This is a genomic window from Spirochaetales bacterium (assembly GCA_016930085.1).
Taxonomy (GTDB): Bacteria; Spirochaetota; Spirochaetia; order SZUA-6; family JAFGRV01; genus JAFGHO01.
The window spans coordinates 89,848-111,080 of sequence record JAFGHO010000064.1 but is presented as its reverse complement, the minus strand read 5'-3'; the positions used below and the strand labels follow the sequence as shown (position 1 = coordinate 111,080).

Annotated in this window: 20 protein-coding genes; 11 read left to right on the top strand and 9 right to left on the bottom strand. The window is 47.3% G+C overall.

Annotation, left to right across the window (positions count from 1 at the left end):
- Positions 1–276 precede the first annotated feature (276 nt).
- The 5 genes from JW881_11445 to JW881_11425 all read right to left on the bottom strand — a co-directional run bounded on the left by JW881_11445 (position 277) and on the right by JW881_11425 (position 5,695).
- Entirely contained in the window at positions 277–810 is a 534-nt protein-coding gene (locus tag JW881_11445; protein ID MBN1698119.1) for a hypothetical protein, read from the bottom strand.
- A gap of 258 nt (positions 811–1,068) precedes the next feature.
- Complete coding sequence (locus JW881_11440) at positions 1,069–3,339, bottom strand: SpoIIE family protein phosphatase (protein MBN1698118.1); 2,271 nt, start codon at positions 3,337–3,339, stop codon at positions 1,069–1,071.
- A gap of 256 nt (positions 3,340–3,595) precedes the next feature.
- Positions 3,596–3,976: a hypothetical protein gene (locus JW881_11435; protein ID MBN1698117.1), complete on the bottom strand. Its 381-nt coding sequence runs from the start codon at positions 3,974–3,976 to the stop codon at positions 3,596–3,598.
- A 31-nt stretch (positions 3,977–4,007) separates the two neighbouring features.
- On the bottom strand, positions 4,008–4,481 hold the full coding sequence (locus tag JW881_11430; GenBank protein MBN1698116.1) for an ATP-binding protein: 474 nt from the start codon (positions 4,479–4,481) through the stop codon (positions 4,008–4,010).
- A gap of 272 nt (positions 4,482–4,753) precedes the next feature.
- Positions 4,754–5,695 (bottom strand): ketoacyl-ACP synthase III, encoded by a 942-nt coding sequence (locus tag JW881_11425; GenBank protein ID MBN1698115.1) that lies wholly within the window; start codon positions 5,693–5,695, stop codon positions 4,754–4,756.
- A 337-nt stretch (positions 5,696–6,032) separates the two neighbouring features.
- Between JW881_11425 and fabD the strand changes: the two genes are divergently transcribed.
- The 4 genes from fabD to JW881_11405 all read left to right on the top strand — a co-directional run bounded on the left by fabD (position 6,033) and on the right by JW881_11405 (position 10,674).
- Positions 6,033–6,968 carry an ACP S-malonyltransferase gene (gene fabD, locus JW881_11420; GenBank protein MBN1698114.1) on the top strand — a complete coding sequence of 312 codons (936 nt, stop codon included), beginning with the start codon at positions 6,033–6,035 and terminating at the stop codon, positions 6,966–6,968.
- Positions 6,969–6,987: 19 nt separating this feature from the next.
- Positions 6,988–7,734 carry a 3-oxoacyl-[acyl-carrier-protein] reductase gene (fabG, locus tag JW881_11415; protein ID MBN1698113.1) on the top strand — a complete coding sequence of 249 codons (747 nt, stop codon included), beginning with the start codon at positions 6,988–6,990 and terminating at the stop codon, positions 7,732–7,734.
- A gap of 10 nt (positions 7,735–7,744) precedes the next feature.
- Complete coding sequence (fabF, locus tag JW881_11410) at positions 7,745–8,989, top strand: beta-ketoacyl-ACP synthase II (GenBank protein ID MBN1698112.1); 1,245 nt, start codon at positions 7,745–7,747, stop codon at positions 8,987–8,989.
- A 227-nt stretch (positions 8,990–9,216) separates the two neighbouring features.
- The gene (locus tag JW881_11405) at positions 9,217–10,674 is read left to right on the top strand and encodes an MATE family efflux transporter (GenBank protein MBN1698111.1); all 1,458 of its coding nucleotides are present in this window, start codon (positions 9,217–9,219) and stop codon (positions 10,672–10,674) included.
- Positions 10,675–10,692: 18 nt separating this feature from the next.
- Here the strand turns inward: JW881_11405 and JW881_11400 are convergent, their stop codons facing one another.
- Positions 10,693–12,246, bottom strand: coding sequence for a VWA domain-containing protein (locus JW881_11400; GenBank protein MBN1698110.1), 1,554 nt, complete (start codon positions 12,244–12,246; stop codon positions 10,693–10,695).
- Between the two features lie 178 nt (positions 12,247–12,424).
- Between JW881_11400 and JW881_11395 the strand changes: the two genes are divergently transcribed.
- The 6 genes from JW881_11395 to JW881_11370 all read left to right on the top strand — a co-directional run bounded on the left by JW881_11395 (position 12,425) and on the right by JW881_11370 (position 17,930).
- Positions 12,425–13,372 (top strand): glycosyltransferase family 2 protein, encoded by a 948-nt coding sequence (locus JW881_11395; GenBank protein ID MBN1698109.1) that lies wholly within the window; start codon positions 12,425–12,427, stop codon positions 13,370–13,372.
- A gap of 7 nt (positions 13,373–13,379) precedes the next feature.
- Entirely contained in the window at positions 13,380–14,165 is a 786-nt protein-coding gene (locus tag JW881_11390) for a ChbG/HpnK family deacetylase (protein ID MBN1698108.1), read from the top strand.
- A gap of 288 nt (positions 14,166–14,453) precedes the next feature.
- Complete coding sequence (locus JW881_11385; GenBank protein ID MBN1698107.1) at positions 14,454–15,446, top strand: SDR family NAD(P)-dependent oxidoreductase; 993 nt, start codon at positions 14,454–14,456, stop codon at positions 15,444–15,446.
- Positions 15,447–15,458: 12 nt separating this feature from the next.
- The gene (locus tag JW881_11380) at positions 15,459–16,181 is read left to right on the top strand and encodes a nucleotidyltransferase family protein (protein MBN1698106.1); all 723 of its coding nucleotides are present in this window, start codon (positions 15,459–15,461) and stop codon (positions 16,179–16,181) included.
- A gap of 25 nt (positions 16,182–16,206) precedes the next feature.
- Positions 16,207–17,130 (top strand): GDP-mannose 4,6-dehydratase, encoded by a 924-nt coding sequence (locus tag JW881_11375; GenBank protein ID MBN1698105.1) that lies wholly within the window; start codon positions 16,207–16,209, stop codon positions 17,128–17,130.
- On the top strand, positions 17,127–17,930 hold the full coding sequence (locus tag JW881_11370) for a TatD family hydrolase (protein ID MBN1698104.1): 804 nt from the start codon (positions 17,127–17,129) through the stop codon (positions 17,928–17,930). Before JW881_11375 ends, JW881_11370 begins: the two co-directional genes overlap by 4 nt.
- Here the strand turns inward: JW881_11370 and JW881_11365 are convergent.
- Both JW881_11365 and JW881_11360 read right to left on the bottom strand, forming a co-directional pair.
- Positions 17,912–18,694 (bottom strand): RNA methyltransferase, encoded by a 783-nt coding sequence (locus JW881_11365; protein ID MBN1698103.1) that lies wholly within the window; start codon positions 18,692–18,694, stop codon positions 17,912–17,914. The genes JW881_11370 and JW881_11365 overlap by 19 nt on opposite strands.
- Positions 18,695–18,726: 32 nt before the next feature.
- On the bottom strand, positions 18,727–19,353 hold the full coding sequence (locus tag JW881_11360) for a CIA30 family protein (GenBank protein MBN1698102.1): 627 nt from the start codon (positions 19,351–19,353) through the stop codon (positions 18,727–18,729).
- A gap of 155 nt (positions 19,354–19,508) precedes the next feature.
- Here JW881_11360 and JW881_11355 point away from each other — a divergent pair, with 155 nt between their 5' ends.
- Positions 19,509–20,522 carry a hypothetical protein gene (locus JW881_11355; protein MBN1698101.1) on the top strand — a complete coding sequence of 338 codons (1,014 nt, stop codon included), beginning with the start codon at positions 19,509–19,511 and terminating at the stop codon, positions 20,520–20,522.
- Positions 20,523–20,612: 90 nt separating this feature from the next.
- Here the strand turns inward: JW881_11355 and JW881_11350 are convergent, their stop codons facing one another.
- Positions 20,613–21,155 (bottom strand): hypothetical protein, encoded by a 543-nt coding sequence (locus JW881_11350; GenBank protein ID MBN1698100.1) that lies wholly within the window; start codon positions 21,153–21,155, stop codon positions 20,613–20,615.
- Between the last annotated feature and the right edge of the window lie 78 nt (positions 21,156–21,233).

Genomic DNA, 21,233 nt, shown 5'->3' with positions numbered 1-21,233 from the left:
ACCCTCCCGCGATAATCCATATCGGGTGAAACTTTCCACGCACACGGAACCCGCTTTTTCCCCGACACTCTCATTAATAACACACACCCCGATAAAACCCCGGGCAGACCGGAAGAAACTTTCCATAGATACCCGTGCCCTTCATAAGAACGCCGTTATCCCTCATTCGGAGTCCGCCGGATCGGGATAACGCACATTCTCTCTTCAATGTCGCTGCTTACCGGCAGACTCGTCGATTGTTATGGAATATATCCCTGACGGAATTAACCGAAGCTTTTATTCGTCAAGCATTATCGTTTTGTTTACGCCGAGCATAAGTTCTTCCACCTGGGTCATCACCTGTGTCAGATTTTCTTCCTGTTCCTCCGGACTGATATCATCCTTGAAAACGGCGATCTTGAAGATTTTGGAAGTGCTTTTTACCGGTCCCGATTCAAAATCGATAATTTCATCGATCGCAACGTCTTTGGCCAGTCTTGAGTTTTCTTCCTGGGCGGAATCCGGGGCATCCGTTCTGAGTCCGATACTCGTATAGACACAATTTCGAACTCCGTCAACAAGCGGACCAATATGTACCAGAGAGCCGGAATACGTCAGCGCGAGCGCACCCCTCTCGTCATCCCTTGGAAGCACATCAATATCTTCCATATTCTGCCGTTCGATTTCTTCTTCAAAAGCATCTTTTTTTTCAAGCCAGCCCCTCGCGACTTTCTCCATGGTCTCTTCATCGTCGGGTAATTTCGATGCCTTGACGATTGCCTTGATATGGCCATGTAAACTTTCCGGTACCTGATCCAAATATTCACCCATAATCTTCCTCCTTATTTGATTATACATATGAAATATCACGCGACATAAAGAATATCAGATGATATTTCCTCTTTTTAAATACCGCCTCTCTGATAAAGCCTACTAACAGATATATAAAATGTCAAGGTTAAAAGATAAATTTAAAGTATAGACCCTTTGGCATGAATTTTTATACGTAGGTACCCCTATACGGGTGGGCCGCCGGCCGTAGGTGTTGAAAAAAAAAACACCCTTTTACGTAAAAAACCGTGTTTTTTATCACTTGAGTTTCTTTAATACAATGAGAGAAATATCGTCGGCAAGCTTTCCCGCATATTTTTTCATATCGCCTTCTTTCGCGTGTTCTTTTACGACAGACACTATTTTCTTTACAATCTCGGCTGCCGAATGTTCGCTGTGAGTAAGAATAAGATGCTTGAGATTGGCAATACCATATTGGTTATAAAAATGGTCTTTTGCCTCGATGATTCCGTCGGAATAGATAACCAGAATATCACCTTCAGCCATGTCAAAGCTTCCTTCCGAATCTTTTGCATCGATTGAACTGGTCAATCCCATATATGCCGTCTTTTTCGCGCAATCTTTCAGTTCGATCATTTTCTCTTCTTTATTAAAATAAAGGAGGGCGATTTCATGCGCGCCGGCATGGATAAAATGGCCGTCTTTTTCAAGAAAATAATTCTGCGTCATAAATTTATCACTGCCTATCCGTTCGGAATTGAGTCTGCACAACACATTGTTCACGATATTATAAATCATATACGGTTTCGCCGGAATCCCGATAGCGAGTGAGGTAAAAATCGATGACTGAAAGGCGGCCTGCTGTATCAGGGCGGTAATCCCGGCAGGCAATCCGTGACCGCTGACATCACCGATTCCCAGGTAATTTCCGTTTTCCGTGGCAAAGAAATCATAGGCATCACCGCCGACTTCTGTCGTCGTTTCCATAAAACAGGCCGTATCATAGCCTGGAATATCAACGGTTTTGGGAAGAATCGACGTTTGTATGCGACGGGCCGTATCCATTTCGCCCTGGAGTCTGTTTTTCTCAGATTGCACCCGTTTTCCTTCGATAATCGCGAAAATGACCTTCAAGTCATCGATCATATCCTTTATTGCATTCTGTTCCTCGGGAAAGAGGAACTCAAATGAATCCTTGAACACGATAACGATACCGTCGACCCTTCCCATATTGATGATGGGGTATAACCCGATGAATCGCTGGAGGCCAAGAAACTCCTTTGGAAGCGGATCGATGATATATTCCTTGTTGGTATCAAACACATTCTTGATAACCTGCTCCCCCCAGTCATTGAGGTCTTCCTTTTTGCTTTTCATTATCCTATCGATATCATATGACTTTCTCAGAATGAGGTCGTTCAGCTGGGCCTTCGTTTGTTTTTTCAGATTAAGACCGGGTGTCTTTATAAGCGGTGTGCAATACTCATAGATCAGTTCGCTTGAATCGACCTTCAACCAGTTCTCCGTTCTTCTCAATACATAGGTTCCCGTTATTCGATACTCATTCACCACCAAATTTCGCATGGATCTTTCGATGGATTCGGCGACCGCGCTTTTAATAATATTGATGTCTTCGGATACGGGACTTGCCAAAACGAGATTGATAAGGTCGTTTTTCAATTCAACGGTTTCTATATATTTCTCGATCGTTTTGTCGAGATTAAGCAGCCGCTGATAAAAATATTCGGTATAAAGCCTTATCACATAAACGACGTTTAAAATAGTAAATATTTCGATCGGCAGATGACTGCTCGGGACCAGACCGAAAATCCTGAAATCCTTTTCAAGCCCGAATCCGTTAAAAAAGACAAAATAAATCGTGCATAAAAAGATAACGCCAAAAAGCGTGTTAAAGAGGATTGTCTGTTTTCGGATGACGCCGCGTTGTAAGTTGAAAATATTATTGTTGATATTGACCGTTATAAGGAAATAAAAAAGCGAGAAGCCCATTAAAAAATTAAAGTAGAGAATACCCAGCGGAATCCCCCGCTGGAACAGACCTCTTTCCCTTATTTCTTCCAATAAAGCAAGCGGTTCTTTCAAGGCATAGATAATACATGAGGCGATCGAAATGGATACAAGGGGGAAAAGGAGCCAGTAGAAGGATTTCAATTTCATTCTGAAATCATTTGTCAGAAAGCTTTTTTCAATTCTCTGGCAATGAATCGAGTATTCGAGAAGGAAAAAACAAAGGAGGTACGCGATACTTATAATGGTGAAGGCAGGAAAGACAAAGAGACTGTCAACCCCTGTTGCAAGGATGTCGAGAAAATCCTGCTTCAAGGGAGACTGCTGTAATGTCTCTGCGGCCGGCTTGGGGAGAGGCTTCGTATAATACCCGACAATGCTTGTCGCGAGGATAAAAACACCGATAAGGGCTAATATTAAAAGTGAAATCAAAAGATAAAGCGGCCTTTTACCAAAGGTCTGCTTTTTATTCACATCACTCCATAAAAAAAGAGAGAAAAAGGTAACACCGATGAAGCTGAATAAATAAAAAATATACATAACCGCTCCCTTACTTCCCGTTCACCTTGATCTTTACACACTATCCGTCATTCCACGCACTCATCATCCCATAATTATAGTTCCGACCTATATAACCATACTCCATGTATGATGTCACACAGAGACGGTATAAATGGAATATGATAATTAAGGTTTATTCAATATACCTCTTTTATATTTATATTGTAAAATAAAAAAAAAGATATGTTTACGTAGAAAATCCTTTTTTTTGTTATCCATTACATTTATTCTGATTCTACTCTACCTGGACCGCTCCTGGAACTAAAAAAGTAAGTGTCGGAAGACTTGTTACCTGCCATGTAATATCTTTGTTATGTACTATCTTAATTATATATTTCTGACTGTCATCCACCTCCGATAATTTCATGATCCACTTTGCGACCGCCTTGATACCGCTTGAATTGAGAAAATTCAATTCACGAAAATCCGCGACAACCTCTTTTATATCATTCTCCAGCACCTTGTTATGTACCTGTTCAAAAAGCGGGTCCAAAATAATACTCGGATCTTCCATATCTATATCGCCGATAAACTTTATAACCACTCCAACGGTACTATCCAATACTTCTATCTTGATTCTTTCCTCGTTTATCGCTTCAATTCCTAATTTATTCATTCTTTAACTCCTTGAAATATGTAGTTATTAATTATCCTATATCGATTGAAACTTTCACGACATTATCTTCGATAGTAATACTTAATTCTCCGCCTGTTTCATACCTTATTCTTGCCAGACCAAGTTGACTTTTTCCGTCGCTTCGAAGCGCAGCCTCCTTCATTTGGGAAACGTACGCATCCAGGGCATTGCCTTTTATGATTTTTCCATATACCTGCCTCAATGTACCGATTGAATCCCTGGAGGCGATATTTGTTACCTGCACCGTTATTTTTTCTGTTTTCGGTGAAACATTTACCGATATATGCGTATCTTCACCACTGGCATATTTAACGGCATTTTCAAGAAGTTCACTCGCCGCCATCGCGATCTTGTCCGCTTTTGTCTGATCGACGATACTGATTGCCAGAAAATTCTGAATAAAACTCCTTGCGCATGCAATATATTTCCATCGAGGGCCAAATCTTAGTTCTATATAGCCTTTTCCTATATCTTTTTCTGCCACCTCTATCACCTCCTCATTATACAATAAGTATAGACAAGTGTATTGCACAATGCAATAGTATTCTCGGTGTTATTGCCAATTTTTTTTTCAGTGCTATATTTTATATTATTTTGGGGCAAAATCGATTATTTTTTAACCAACGACCGGTTTTTTTTTGATTATCTCCTGAATTTCATACTCACGGAATAAAAGACCACTGTCGGAGGTTGTCTATTTGTATTAATGAATGCGGCGTCGTTCTCTCTTCGACATGATTCGTCTTTATTGAAATATCACCACCTGATAAGGTTTCCGCCATAAGTCAGTCCACCGCCAAATCCGACCGTGATGAGAAGTCCGCCTTTTCTGAGCATTCCTTTTTCCCACATCTCGTTCAAAGCAATAGGAATTGTTGCCGCCGATGTATTGGCATACTCGGCAATATTAATAAAAAATTTCTCTATTGGTATTTTTAACCTTTTCGCGGCGCCTTCGATGATGCGTATATTCGCCTGATGGGGTATGATATAATCGATATCATCATGTGAAAGATGATGTATATCCAGAATGCTTTTGATAATACCGGTAAATGCCCTCAGTGCAAAAGTATACACACGTCTTCCATCCATGAAAAGAAACAACTCCTGCGAATTGCTCGCATGAATCTTGCTCACGGGTAATCGCGCGCCGCCTGCGGGAATTTTCAGGTATTCCGCCCCTTCCCCTTCCGATCGTAATATCGAAAAAAGGATACCGCGATGTTCATCTCCGGCATTTGAAGAAAGAACGGCCGCTCCTGCTCCGTCACCAAAAAGGACGCATGTGTTTCTATCCTTCCAGTCAAGCACCCGGCTCATTATTTCAGCGCCCACAACCAGTATATTACGTGCCGCTCCGTTCATGATCATGTTTCGAGCTATCTCGATGGAATAGACAAAACCACTGCATGCCGCGGCAACATCGAACGCACCGGCGTTCATTGCGCCAAGATTATTCTGGATGATACATGCTGTCGACGGAAATCCGGGATAATCCGGCGTTGATGTTGCACATATGATACAATCGAGTTCCTCCGGTTTGATACCCCCCCGATCGAGGGCAATTCGGGCGGCTTTTGAACCAAGGTTGGATGTAAACTCATTATCGGCAGCAAGATGTCTGTTTTTTATCCCGGTGTGGGATACAATCCATTCATCCGAAGTATCGATAAACTTTTCAAACTCGCTATTACTCATGCATTTTTCAGGAACATATGCACCGGTAGAATGAAAAACTGCATTCACTTGTTACTCCTTGCAATCAATTCAACAAAAAGGATGATAATGATAAAAAAACCCAAGGTCAACCCTCTCGTACCTTCAAGTTTTCACTCTTTTTCTTGACATTGTATCAATGTCTATGGTATTTTCCCATTCAATAGGTCCTTATATAATGGATAAAGAGATTTGTCAATTTTTGCATAAATGGGTTGACGTATATCCTGTATTGCATAACAATAGTGTGAAACGTCACCTAGAGAAATAACGAAGAAGGAAAAAAATCTGATATTCCTGACAAGAAAGGAAGAGAGTGATGAAAACATGTTTTTTATTTCCAGGCCAGGGAGCCCAGTATCCAGGTATGGGGAAGGACCTCTGGGAAGAAAGTGACCAGGTAAAAAAACTCTTTGATATCGCTTCCGGGAAAACAGGAATAGATATGAAAAAACTTCTATTTGAAGGCTCGGAAGAGGACCTCAAGGCCACCGATAAAACCCAGATCGCGGTAACATTGGTGAATCTTTCTTCCAGTATGTTATTGCAGGAGAAGGGTATTAAACCGGATGGATTTGCCGGTTTCAGTCTCGGTGAATATGCCGCCCTCTGCGAGGCCGGCGTTATATCGATCGATGATGTCTTCCCCATAGTCAAAGCGAGGGGAATTCTCATGGAAAAGGCAAGCAGGGCTTTAGATTCGGGCGAAGGGAATCCCGGCATGGCGGCCGTTATCGGACTCAGCTACGACCAATGCAAGAATATCCTTTCAAAGGGCAATCTACCTGATGTTTACCCGGCAAATTACAACGGTCCCGATCAAATCGTTTTTTCAGGGACCTATTCAGGCCTTACGGCGGCCGAACCTCGCTGTAAGGAAGCGGGGGCTCGGCGATACATCATGCTCAAGGTTTCCGGTCCGTTTCATTCACCCCTTCTTTCTGAAGCTGCCGCCGGTCTTGCGGATGTCCTTGCCGGCTATACCTTCAACGATCCGTCCAAGCCTGTTTTTTCAAATGTTACGGGAACGATCGTACGATCGGGAAAAGAGGCAAAGGAGTTGTGTATTAAACAGGTGACCTCCACCGTCAAATGGGTCGATGAAGAAAAAGCTCTTATTGACAACGGGTTCGATACATTCATAGAAACGGGTCCGGGGGCTGTTCTTACCGGACTTCTCAAACGGTATACTAAAGAATATATCTGTCAACCCGCCGGTACACTCGTTGATATCGGGAAATTGATAACTACCTGAGGAAAGAAGAGGAAATAGTATGTTACTGAAAAACAAAAAAGCGATCGTCACAGGCGGTGCGCGGGGTATCGGAAAAGAAATTGTCACCGCTTTTCTGAATCAGGGCGCTTCCGTCTATATTATCGATCTTGTTCAGGGTGAAGATATGAACAGGCTTGAAGAGACTGCCGCCCGGAACGATACGACCGTATTCTTCAAAAAATCCGATGTTTCGGATGAAACCGCGATATCGGCATGTATCGAGGAAATAATCGATCAATCGAAAGGAATCGATATTCTCGTGAACAATGCCGGGATCACACGGGACGGATTGATTTTCAGAATGGAAACCGAAGCGTGGGAGAAGGTAATCAAAATAAATCTGACATCGGTTTTTTTAATATCACGTATCATTGCCCGTCACATGGTCAAACGGAAAACGGGCTCCATTATCAACATGGCGTCCGTTGTCGGAATCGGAGGTAACCCCGGACAGACGAATTATGCGGCGTCCAAAGCCGGCCTTATCGGACTCACGAAAGCCCTTTACAAGGAAGTCGCGTCCCGTGGTGTCCGCGTCAACGCCATCGCTCCGGGTTTTATCAAAACGGAAATGACCGCCGCCCTGGATGAAAAGGTAATCGATTCATACCTGAATCATTATATTCCTTTTAAAAGAATGGGAGAACCAACAGAAGTTGCATCTGTTGCCGTATTTCTTGCATCAGACATGTCCTCATATATTACCGGACAGGTAATCAGAGTTGATGGGGGGATAATCATTTAAGGAGTAACAAATGGAAAAACGAGTAGTGATAACAGGAATGGGGACGGTGAATCCCCTGGGAAATAATGTCGAAGATTTCTGGAAAAATATCCGGAATGTCGAAAACGGGATTGACAGAATCACGAAATTCGATGTATCAGATTTTCCCTCGAAAGTGGCGGGGATTGTCAGGGATTTTAATCCTACGGATCGACTCGAGAAAAAAGACGTGCGCAGAAACGATCTTTTTTCTCTTTTCGGCCTCTATGCGAGTATCGAAGCGATGGAAAACGCCGGCTTAAAAGAAGGGGATGTCGACCATACACGAATGGGGGTGATTTTGGGCAATGGTATCGGGGGGCTCGAAACTCTCGAAAGTGATATCATCAAAATGCAGAGCAAGGGGAGTATGGCGGTGCAACCCCTCCTCGTCCCGAAAATGATCAGTAATATCGGGCCCGCGGTGATTGCAATAAGACATAATGCACAAGGGCCGTGTTATTCGATCGTCACGGCATGTTCGTCCGGGGCGGATGCGATGGGCGCCGCAATGCGCTGGATAAAAATGGGCGTGTGTGATGTGGTCATCTCCGGCGGTACGGAGGCACCGATAACGCCGGTAAGCCTTGCAGGTTTCTGCGTTCTCCAGGCCTTGAGCACAAAGCGAAACGATTGCCCGGAGAAGGCAAGCAGACCGTTTGACAGGGACAGGGACGGATTTGTGGTCGGTGAAGGGGCGGGAATCCTCATTCTCGAGGAACTCGAACACGCAAAAAAACGCGGCGCGACGATATACGCGGAGTTTGCCGGATATGGTATTTCATGTGATGCATTTCATCTCACCGCGCCGCACCCCGACGGCGTAGGCGGCATTGCCGCTATTAAAATGGCGATAGCGACCGCCGGTCTCAAACCAGAGGATATCGATTATATCAATGCCCACGGTACGTCGACCCCCTTGAACGATCCCACGGAAACAAAGGCGATCAAGGCGGTATTCGGTGAACACGCAAAAAAACTGAAAGTATCGTCGTCAAAATCCATGACCGGCCACCTCCTCGGCGGCGCGGGCGGAATCGAGGCAGTCGTTACCGCACTCGCCCTCCATCATCAATATTATCCCGCGACGAGAAATCTTGAAGAATCCGATCCTGAATGCGATCTCGATTATGTCCCCAACAAAGGATACGACGGAACGATACGTGCGGCACTCTCCAATTCTCTCGGTTTTGGAGGGCATAACGGCATCATCTGCCTGAAGAAATACTCGGAATAATCGGGGTCGTGAAACGGTCTCGATTATTCGCACATGCCGGCTAATATTGCACACATCAACCGGACCCGGAAAAAACCGGGCCCGGTTTTTATCAGCGCAGGCATAAAAGCGGTCCGTCATTATATCCGCCGGATAACGGCGGGTATCATATACATACACACCACACGCCGTTTGACTCTTTTCACTTTTTTCATTATCTATAGATATCCATATAAAAAGGAAAAACGATGGATAAAGAACATGCGCCGACCAAGGGTGTGAAAACACTCCTTGGAGATCCAAAAAAAGCCATATTCAAACTCGCCGTTCCCATGATTATCGCGATGTCCGTCCAGACATTGTACAGTCTCGCCGACGCCTTCTGGGTCGCCGGCATCAGTTCCGACGCGCTGGCGGCTGTGGGATACTTTTTTCCTTTTTATATGTTTGCGATCGCGCTTTCAACCGGACTCGGAGTGGGGGGCGGTTCCGCGATATCGCGAAGAATCGGGAAAAAAGACAAGGAAGGGGCCAACGCTGCTGCAACCCATACACTCGCGATTATGATGATCCTCTCGTTTGTCTATATGATTCCGCTTTTTTTCAGTATCAGTTATATCTTTTCCCTTCTCGGCGCGGGGAATGCCCTTGGCATGGCGGTCGATTATGCACATATTCTTATCCTGGGAACGATCCCTATTTTCTTTTCTCAGATCGGAAACGCCCTGTTGCGTAGTGAAGGAAATGCGACAAAGGCCATGATCGCCATAACAAGCGGCGCCGTCCTCAACATCGCACTCGATCCGGTTTTCATCTTTTGGTTTGGTCTCGGGGTTGCCGGGGCGGCATGGGCGACCCTTATTTCACTCTGTCTTTCTTCTCTCATGCTCGCGTTCTGGCTATTTCGTGATGAAGGGACATATATCACCATACGTTTTTCCGGATTCAGGTTCAGGTCCGACATCCTCGCAGATATATTCAAGGTCGGTATTCCCGCGACCATTTCCCAGGCGTCGATGTCGATAATGATGTTCGCGATCACTTTTATCGTCCGCCAGGTGGGAGAAAACGAGGGGGTAGCTGTGTATACGACGGGTTGGCGCGTGGTGAGTCTCGCAATTCTTCCGCTTCTGGGTCTCGCGACCGCCGTCATATCCGTGAGCGGCGCGACATACGGGGCAAGGGAATACCGCAAACTCAATACCGCCTATCTTCACGCAATTAAAATGGGAATAATCATTGAAATAGGCGTCGCCCTTTTTACGGTTTTATTCGCTCCTCTCATCACTATGGCATTTACCTGGTCTCCTGAAACCAGGCATATCGCACCAGACCTGACACTGATGCTTCGAATCATCTGGATTTTTTATCCTTTTGTCGTTTTCGGCATGTTCTCTTCCTCCATGTTTCAGGGAACGGGAAAAGGCATCTACGCCCTCATCATCACCATCGGGAGAACGATCGTCCTCAACGTGGCGTTTGTCTATTTGTTCGGCATGGTATTCAAGCTTGGACTGGTCGGAGTCTGGATCGGAATGATCGCAGCGACATTTATTTCAAGCGCTATCGCGTTCGTCTGGGCACGGATATATATCAATGGATTATTGAATACCTCACCGTCTCCCCCGGCTGAACCGCAAAAAGAGGAACCGCCTCAAACCGGCGTTCATCAAATCAAAGAAGACCGGGCCGTTTCGACCGGTTAAGCGTGAACCGAACGCGCATCACCTTTCCTGCCTCGAAGCCGCGGGCTGCCGCTTTTCCCCGTATATCGAATTGAGAAGCTCATTGAGCCGGGTCAGCGGAGAAACATAACGATTGAACGTGATTTTCGACTGGTACCCGTGGGGAGATACCATGACAATATCTTTGTCCAGGCAATCGACCACAGGACCGTCCGTATCAGGGAAGTATTCGTTTTTTATCGGATTGAAAACATATGTTCCGTTTTCCTTATAGATTTCGGCGATATGCGACGGGATGGGTACAAGAAAGATAAGGAAATTCGAAAACCCTCCGCCGACACTCATTCGACGGTTTTTCTTGATTTTATGGATATTCCGAAAACCCACATGCGGGTTCTGGAAACTGACGCGCATTTCGATAAGGGGCAGGCCGTTTTTATTAATAGTGAGCAATCGTTCCTTCCATTTGACCGGTTTCATCACGGTTCCGAACATATTATCAACATTCTTTTTTCTGAGGGTGAGGATAATGCTGATAATAAAGACACTGATAAAAAGCAAAAAGAATATCACCGGTATCGCCCCGCTTACAAGCTGATACATTGAGCTTATGATGTCGCCTTTATAGTAAAAGGTCAGTATTCCTTTGCCGGGCCGTATATGTGTTCCCTCACCAAAAACAAGCCTGACGGGCAGGTGGTGTTGTCCTATTTCCGTTTCCGGACTCAGCATTATCGTTACGTCAAAGGGCTGCCTGGTTCCGGCAGCGACCGTTCTGGGCGAAACGGTACCGGTCAATATATTCGTTCCTTCATGGCTTAAAGCCAGAAGGGACACCACTATTTCTTCTTCATTCGGATTCTCGATGATAAAGGGAACGGAAAAAATACGACCCTGTTCTCCCAGGTCACCGGGAAACTCGATACGTGAATATCGGATGACATCATATGGATTATTCCCATAATCGACGGTATCATCATGGTCCAGAGGTATGTTCATATTGTCCGCCACTTCCCGGATGGTCCCGTATCCGGCCGTATTCCCTCCTTCCGAACCATGAACCCGGAAAAAGTAAATACTGTAGCCGCTTCGACGTATGACTCCGGTTGCGGATGCATCAAGGCGTTTTTCGAATAGTTCCGGATCGATGGAGGATGACCATGAGCCGGGCGGGGGATCATGGATTCCATCGGTAATCAGCGCCAGAACTTTCACGTGCTGTTCCGGAAGGCTCTCCCCGAAGCGGAGCAACTCCCGCGTTGCCGTAACAAGATCGGTATAGCGGCCGAAAACCAGTTTTCCCGATAACAAGAGAATTTCCTTCTCGAAACGGACCCGCTCCGCGGCATCATCGATGTACCGCGTCGTCTCATGCACGGGAAAATCGGAAAACCGGAGAAGATGCAGCTTTGTTCCACGGGGAAGCCACTCATCGAAAAATACCTGATTGAGGTACGCCGTCATCTCATCAAATACCGGTTCCATACTTGCCGAGGTATCGACCATGAGAACGAGTTCGTTTTCTGTGCCGTAAAGCGAAAAAACACAAGCCAAAAGAAAAATAATGTAATATAAAGATAATTTTCTCACCATTTTTATTATCGCCTTATTAATATATCCCACTTGAGCAGGAAATTCCATGAATTCAGCCCCTCATCGTCGATATAATCGTGCGGTATCGGGTTGTTGACGAATCACCATTAATGACTTTACTCTTTGGATGAAATCTGATATATAGAGATACGACCACAGTAAACAGGGTTTCGGACAAATGGAAACAAGAGAAGCGGATAAAATTTCAATAATTCTCCCCACCTTTAATGAAGAAAAAAATGTCGTTATGCTTTATGAAAAACTGACCGACGTTATCAAACATCTTTCCATACCGAACAAAGAGATCATATTTGTCGACGACGGATCGACGGATAACACAATCGAAAATATCAAGGAGCTGGCTGCATCGGATCCCGATGTCAAATTTCTTCGGCTTTCGACGAGGGTCGGGCATCAGATTTCATGTTTCGCGGGGATAAAGGCGGCAACCGGCGATATAGTCGTTTCAATGGATTCGGATCTCCAGCACCCCCCCGAGGTCATCTCCGAGCTTTACCGGAAGTGGCAGGAAGGTTACGATATCGTCAATACCGTACGTAAAGATACGTTGAAACGCTCCTTTTTGAAAAAAATGTTTTCACGTTTTTTTTATTCACTCATAAACAGAATATCGTCTTTGGACATCACGCCGAACACGGCGGATTTCAGACTGCTCGCGCGTAATGCCGTCACCGACCTCCTTACCTATGAAGACAGAGATCTTTTTCTGAGGGGAATCATCAGCAACCTTTCGTACAAGAAAGCGTATGTGGAATATGTCGCACTCGCCCGCCGGCACGGAGAGTCGAAGTATGATTTCAGGCAGAGTCTGCGCTTCGGCTTCATGGGGATTTTCTATTTTTCGGAACTTCCCCTCAAGTTGAGCGGTTACGCGAGTATTGTCTGTATTCTCTTTACCATCGGTTTCGTCATTTACGAAATCGTCCAGTACGCGACCGGCCATACCTCCGCGCCGGGTTATATCACGATCGTCCTCCTCATCAATATCTACTTCTTTTTTATTCTCTTTATTCTTGGGATTATCGGGATATATATCAATAAAATATATCATCAGACCAAACACAAGCCGGTCTTCTATATCGCAGAAAAAATCAACCTCGAGTGAGAACGCCATGCTGATCGTAAACGCAGACGACTTCGGTCTCGCGCCCCATATCAACAGGGGTATTATCGAGGCGGTCGAAGCGGGAGCGGTGAACTCGGTATCGCTTGTCGCAAACGGAACCGCTCTCCCTGAAGCAGTCGCGTTTTGCCGCCGCCGCCGGGGACTCGATACGGGAATTCACTTTGCACTGATCGATGAAATGCCGGTTTCACCCCCTTCCCGCATTCACTCGCTGATCGGAAAGCGTGAACGTTTTTATCCCGATTACCGCCATTTTATTATCCGCTATCTGTTCGGGCGGATCCGGCTTGAGGAAATCGCGATCGAACTCGAATCGCAGCTTAAAAAAATTCTCGACACGGGCCTTACCCTCTCTCACTGCGATTCCCACCAGCACCTCCATCTGCTTCCCGGCATTGCGGATATCGTCCTCGCACTCTGTAAGCAGTACGGGATCGGGCGGGTACGTATCGTCAATGAAAGACCCGATGCAAAATACGCTTTCCAGATACCCCCTCTTATCCTGATGAGGTTTTTCTCATGGATGATCGGTAATAAAGCCCGCACGATGGGAATTAAGACGGCGGGGAGGTTTTTCGGATTCAACACATCGATGAGAATCAATCGGTCCATAATAAAAAAGGCGGCACGGACCGCCCGCTACCGCGATGTTGAACTCATGACCCATCCGGGCTATAATACGAATTCCCCCGGCAGATACGCGCGATGGAAAATGAACTGGGACAGAGAAAGGGAAACGCTTCTGGATGCATTTGTGAAAAATCCAGACTGATTAGTGGAAGAGACCGATTGCATGGTTTTATAGGGGTGAAGCAATCACCCGTTACGCCGCACTGATAGATCAACCGACCGGATGAAAGTGAAAAAACCGCGCATCTTCCGAAGCAAAATCGTCGCGGATACTCTTGTGAGTTTCATATAAAGCCCTTATAATGGAAAGAAACAGGACATCGCGGCCGGAAAACCGGCCGGCCGCGTCATGAAATGAAAAGGCCGCCGTAGAAACGGTGATCCGCTTATAACATTCACTACCTGATCATTGGAGGAAAACGGAATCAATATGACAGACATAAAAAACAAAAAAGTTCTTGTTACCGGTTCGTCGGGCTTTATCGGCTCCCATCTTGCGGAGGAACTCGTCGCAAGCGGCGCGAAAGTCAGGGCTTTCGTTCATTATAATTCGAGAAACTCATTTGGAAACCTCGAACTTCTCGACCCGGATATTTTCAGATCCCTTGAAATCATCACCGGCGACATCAGCGATCCTTTTTTTGTGGAAAAGGCCGTATCCGGATGCGATATCGTCTTTCATCTTGCCGCCCTCATCGCGATTCCCTATTCCTATATCGCTCCAAGATGTTATGTGGAAACGAACATCTCCGGGACACTGAACATCATGGAAGCCTGCAGGAAGCGGGGGGTTGAAAAAATCGTCCACACCTCCACATCCGAAACGTACGGAACGGCGATCTACACCCCGATCGATGAAAAACATCCGCTGCAGGGCCAGTCACCTTATTCCGCCTCGAAAATCGGCGCGGACAAAATCGCCGAGGCCTTTCACCTCTCGTTCAATCTGCCGGTCTCAACGATCCGTCCTTTCAATACATACGGTCCGAGGCAATCGGCGCGGGCCGTCATTCCGACGATCATTTCCCAGGCCCTTGCCGGTGACGACATCAAACTCGGTTCACTGGATCCGGTCAGGGATTTTACTTATGTCAAGGATACGGTTTCAGGTTTTATCGCAATCGCACGATCCGAAGAAACCGTCGGCAGGGTCACCAATATCGGGACCGGCAAGGCGGTGTCGATCGGGGACCTCGCCGATACAATCATCCGTATCATGGGCGGAAAAAAACGGATCGTATCCGACGGAAAACGCGTACGTCCCGAGAAATCGGAGGTCATGCAACTACTTTGCGACAACGGCAAGGCAGCGGAATTGACGGGGTGGCGGCCGGCAACACGTCTCGAAGACGGTCTTGCCGAGACAATAGAATTCGTACGCGCTCACCCCGAACTCTATAAAACGGATATCTATAACATATAAGGGAGGTAGACAATGCAGGCGATCATTCTTGCCGGCGGCAAGGGAACCCGACTCTATCCGTATACCGTATCGATACCGAAACCACTCATTCCCGTGGGGGACGTTCCCATTATCGAAATCGTTCTCACACAACTCGCCGCAGCCGGTTTCACCGACATCATTCTCGCACTCGGCTACATGGCGGACATGCTGAAGGCCTATGTGGGAGACGGTTCGAAGTACGGGGTGTCCGTCACCTGTTCGATCGAGGAAAAGCCCCTCGGGACAATCGCCCCCCTGAAACTCATGTCGGACAACCTCGAAGACGATTTTCTGGTAATGAACGGCGACCTTCTTACCGACATCGACTACAAGGGACTTTACGATTATCATATGAAACAAAATTCAAAAGCAACCGTAGCGACCTATGTCAAAAAAACGAAACTCCAACTCGGGGTTATCGAAAACGACGGGGAGCACCGCATTGTGCGGTTCAGTGAAAAGCCCGTGCTCGAGAACAAGGTATCCATGGGGATTTATATCTTCAATAAAGCGATTATCGACTATATCCCCGACAACGACTATTTCGGATTCGACTCGCTCATGTACGACATGACGGAAAAGCGGGACAGGGTCTATTCATACGAGTTCGACGGCAGGTGGTTCGATATCGGCATGCATGAAGACCTCGTGACGGCAAGCGAAGAGTTTCTTTCCAACAGGCACATCTACCTGCCCGGTGTCAATCCCGCATGACGGTAACGCAATGAACCCGGAGTCCATGAACGCCGAAAGCAGCATTCTGATCACCGGTTCATCCGGCCTTGCCGGCACGTGGCTCGTCCGGGCTCTTCGTGAAAAGGGGTACCGCAGGCTTTCTTTGCTCGACATAGAAGACACAGCGGGCGAAGGGAGATATACGGGTTCAATCTGCGACAGGGCTTTTACGGAAGAAGTGATCCGCACCGTCCGTCCGAACTGCGTCTTCCACCTCGCGGGGATCGTCGGACACCGCCCTGATTCCGAACTCGTCGAAGTCAATGTCCGCGGCACCGAACTGCTTCTCGCTTCGCTCTGCATGGCGGGCCTTTCTTCCGCCCGCGTGCTTATCGCCTCTTCGAGTGCCGTTTACGGAGACAAAGGCGAAACACCGATTACCGAAGACTCATCCTCCTGCCCCGCGAACGGCTACGGCCGTTCTAAACTGATGCAGGAATATTCCGCCCTCTCGTTCTTCAGTCGCCTCGGGCTTCGGGTCATTGTGTCACGGGCGTTCAACAACACCGCGCCGGGTGAAAAGCCGCACATGTTCGTTTCACGCATCGCCTCCCAGATCGCCGAAGTGGAAGCCGGGTTGAAAGAAAAACTCTCTATCGGTCCCCTCCACTCATACAGGGACTACCTCGATACCCGTGACGTTGTCGATGCCTATATCGCCCTCATGAAATCGGGAATCCCGGGGGAAATTTACAATGTCTGTTCGGGAAAAGCGATCAAGGTGGAAGATCTCTTTCTCACCCTCATACGGCAAGCCTCCCGCCCCGTTCCCTATGAGGTGATCGAATACGATCAACGGGGCAATATTCCGTATCAATGCGGAAGTTCGGCCAAGTTGAACGAAGCGACCGGATGGAAGGCAAAGAGGGATATCACGGTCACACTGGGCGAGATATTATCGTACTGGAGGAGAAAAATAAAAGCATGAACAAAAGCCCGTTCATCGACACACACGCCCATTTCAACCTCATCCTCGAAGACGCCGGTCTTACCGAAGAAGCACTCCTCGACGATTGTTTCAAAGCCGGTCTTTCCCACGCGGTCCAGATCGCCATTTCCGAAGAAACCCTTCAGTGGAGTTATGATTTTGCTGTCAGGAACAAATCACGCGGCATTCTCTTCAGCCTCGGGCTGCATCCCTCCTCGCATGCCGGGGAGCGTGAACTCGGAAAACTCGAAAAAATGGTCGAAAGCGCCCTACGGTCGCATCCCGGCCTAATCTTCGGGATCGGTGAATGCGGTCTCGATTTTTACCGGATGCGGCAGAGTAAATCGATGCAGGAAGATTCCTTCCGTTACCAGATACTCTGCGCGAAAAAATACAACCTTCCCCTCATCATTCATAGCCGGGACGCGATGGCCGATACCATGTCCGCCCTGAAAGAACTCGAGCCCGCCCGAGGGATCATGCACTGTTTCCAGGGGGGAAAACGGGAAGCGAAACATGCCCTCGACTGCGGTATGATGATTTCGTTTGCCGGAAATCTTACCTATAAAAACGCGCACGATCTGCATGAATCGGCCGCATATGTTCCCCTCGACCGTCTTCTCCTCGAGACGGACGCGCCCTTTCTCACGCCGGTCCCCCTCCGCGGCAGGAAGAACAGGCCGGAAAACGTGGAACATACTTACCGCTTCATGGCCCGATTGAGAAATATACCGCTCGAAAAGCTTGCCGAACGGATTTCCGGGAATTTCACGGATATGATTCAGCGGCCTGCGTTGTGATCAAAATAGGCAAGAAAGATACCGGCTGCGACTCCCACATTTAGCGAATCCACCTCCCCCGATACGGGAATCGTCAATTCCTCCTCACAGCACCCGATCCATGACGCATGAAGTCCCTCGTATTCGTTGCCGAAAACAAGGGCATAAGGCGATCGGGGAACGCTGTCAAAAAGCGGCCGGGCAGCCCTGGACGTGCCCGCGGCGTACAGGTGAATCCCCATCCCGCGAAGCGATCCGCATTCGGCTGCTTCTCCGATGGAAATCATGGAAAGAGAAAGAACCGCCCCCATCGATACCCGCAGGGCCTTTCTGGAAAAAGGATCGCAACTCCCCACGCCGAGTACGAGGGAGTCGAATCCGAATGCCGCGGCACTCCGTGCGATACTACCGAGATTCCAGGTCTCGGAAAGCCGGGAACAGATGATGAGTTTCCGAACGCCGGGATTCTTTTTGATATATTCACCCAATACCGGATGGGCCGGCCTTACGGCCGCAGCCAGCACCCCCCGGTGAAAGGGGTATCCCGCTATCGATGCGATCTCCGGATGCGGCCGCACAATCACCGGACAGCGGGAACCCGCGCGGCGCGTGAAATGTCCGGCGAGACTATCCGTCGTGAGGAGACAGATCATCTCGAGGCCGCAATCGAGCATCCGTTCCGCCACAAGCCTTCCTTCCCCGACGATGATCCTCTCTTTTTGCAGTTCGCGGTCGGGCAGGCGGGAGAAGAGCGTGATATATTCCTCTTCATTCATTTTACGCATCTATTTCCGGTCCGCCTACGTCCCTGCATTTTCTATTCCTGCGCCGTGATCACCTCGAGCCCGGTCACTTCCATATACACATGATCGTGCGGCTGGCCCACGGTCTGAAACGAGATCTGGAATATCCCGTCAGGGTCAAACCCGACCGCATGACCCCAATCCTCCTGCTTCAAATCGGAATACAATACGCTGACCGCGGTTTCTTCAGCAGGCGCCCTGAACACATATCCGTGGTAATTATAATCCTTCACGCTTTTTACGGGCAGTCTGAGACGATACTCCTTGTTGTCCCCCCTCACCATGAAACGTATACCAGAGCCTTCCGAAAGCCGCTTTTTTCCTTCATCATCCAGATCGATTCCGCAACCGATGAAGCCCCATGCCAGATCCGTCGTGACAACGCCCTCGAGTACAAGCCTTCCCTTGTCGCATTCTTCATTGATAACGAGGGAAGCACCACCGTCCGCCCTGTCGTCATAATAGAAACAGCGTTCAAACGAAAGAGAAGTGTTATCCTCTGACACGACGAGGTCTGAGGATTCCTTCGCCTTCTTCTCCGGTTCAGGTGCCGGTTCCTCCTTTACCGTCACACACGAAAATACGAGAAAAATTACTGATAAAAGCGCGATACAATGATGTCCGATGTTTATATTCTTCATCTTTTGCCCCTTTTTTTATAGTTTTCCATGCCTGAAAAAGTAAAACGAAGAGGCCGTTCTGTCAATAAAAATTATCGCGAACATGCTGGAACTTTATTGTAATTTGGTGTAGGCTTATAGGTGCAGGCATTCTTCGAAACAGGAGGAAGCATCCAATGAAAAAAAGTGTGTGCTTTGTCATCGTGTTTTTGCTTTTCGTCTCCGCCCTTTTTTCACAGACGCTGGAGCCGGTGATCGACGATCTTTCCAATTTTTTTTACGAATTCGGAAAAGAAACACTCATCCCTATGTTTCAGAACGAACTTTCCGGGTGCGGTATCGGTAATGCCGATTTTGACGACGACGATACTTTTTATTTCGGCGCTTCGCTTGGGGCAAACCTCACCAATGGTATTTTCAAATTCGTAAACGAGGAAAACTCGGCTTTCGACCTCCTGGATGTCAATTATTTCGTGAGCACGATCATGGAAGACGCCCCCGATTTTGTCGGTGACGGCTATGATTTTTTCCAGACATTCTTTCTTTTTCCCAATTTCCGCCTCGCGGCCGGTTTCCCCTTCTTCTTCGATACGGAAATGACGATCCTTTTCTCGATCCTGCCGGGTATTCTCACGGACTGGATCGCCGACCTCGCGGCATACGGGGGCCTCGAGGCGAGCAGCCTCAACGCGGGCATCCGCCTCCGAAAGGTGCTATTAAAAGACGCCGGATGGTTTCCCGCCATATCCTTAGGTCTCGGCTATACCTTTTCCTACTTCCATATCAATATTCCGGTGCCCGAGTTCGAACAGGACATGGAAGGCGATATTCTCAGGCTTTCGGGAACGCTTTTCCTCGACAACATGCTCAATACCGTCGGGGTTGACTTGAATCTTTCGAAAAAATTCGGGATCTTCGTACCGTTCGTGAAACTGTCTCCCTATTTCCAGTGGGCATCGTATCACGGCGGCATGAGTGATTTTTATGCGGAAATCGAGGACTCGATCGGGGATACGATTGTCGATTCCACGACATCGCCGGAAGGCGAAATATTCCTCTATGAAATATCGATGGTCCTAACTTTCGGCTTTGAACTCGTCTTCGGCGACTACATCCTCTTTCCCTACTCGACCTTCGACCTTTCGACCAATAATGTTACCGTGAATCTGGAAATGAGGTCTGAGTTTTAGCAGGACGCCTTCCTGTCCGCTCCCGGTCAACAGGCCGAGTAGTTCCATGGGGAAATAGTGCTGGTTTTTTGGTTGGTGATTTGTTGTAGCTTAAAGGCGAAGTATCCAAAACGGAGAATTTTCGTGTGTATAAATAGAAACCAGGCGGTCTTTCCCCGGTATATGCCGGATGATTCTAAACAATTGTCGTAGATTTCTCCGCAGGTCGTGTTGCAGCCTTTCATCTTCTCTTTTCCAACGATTGAATATCTTTTTTAATTTCTGAAAAACATTAATTCCATATCTCTCCACAAACCACAAAAACACCTCCAGTAACCCCCTCAAAAACTGTGCGATACTGTAACAATTCAGATCCGAATGCAGCACCTTTATCTTTCGATACACATCTTCGGGGAAATAAACATGGACATGCTCCCTTTTTTCATCCGGCCGGGATGATACGGACCGGTATCGGCTCATCCGCTGTTTTCCCCATTGATGTTCCTTTATTATCAAAGGATCGATAAGTGAAACAATTTTGACGACAAGACCCGATAGTGATCCTTTTATACCATAACGAGTCAGGTTTTTAAGCTTTTCTTTCATCGAGTCGGGAATGACAAAATGGAACTCATGTGCATCCGTAATCAACATACAATACTCCTTGCAAATAGTGATGTTCATATAGGAGTATAACGCATAAAAAAGGCGTACCGCATTGATTTTTTATAA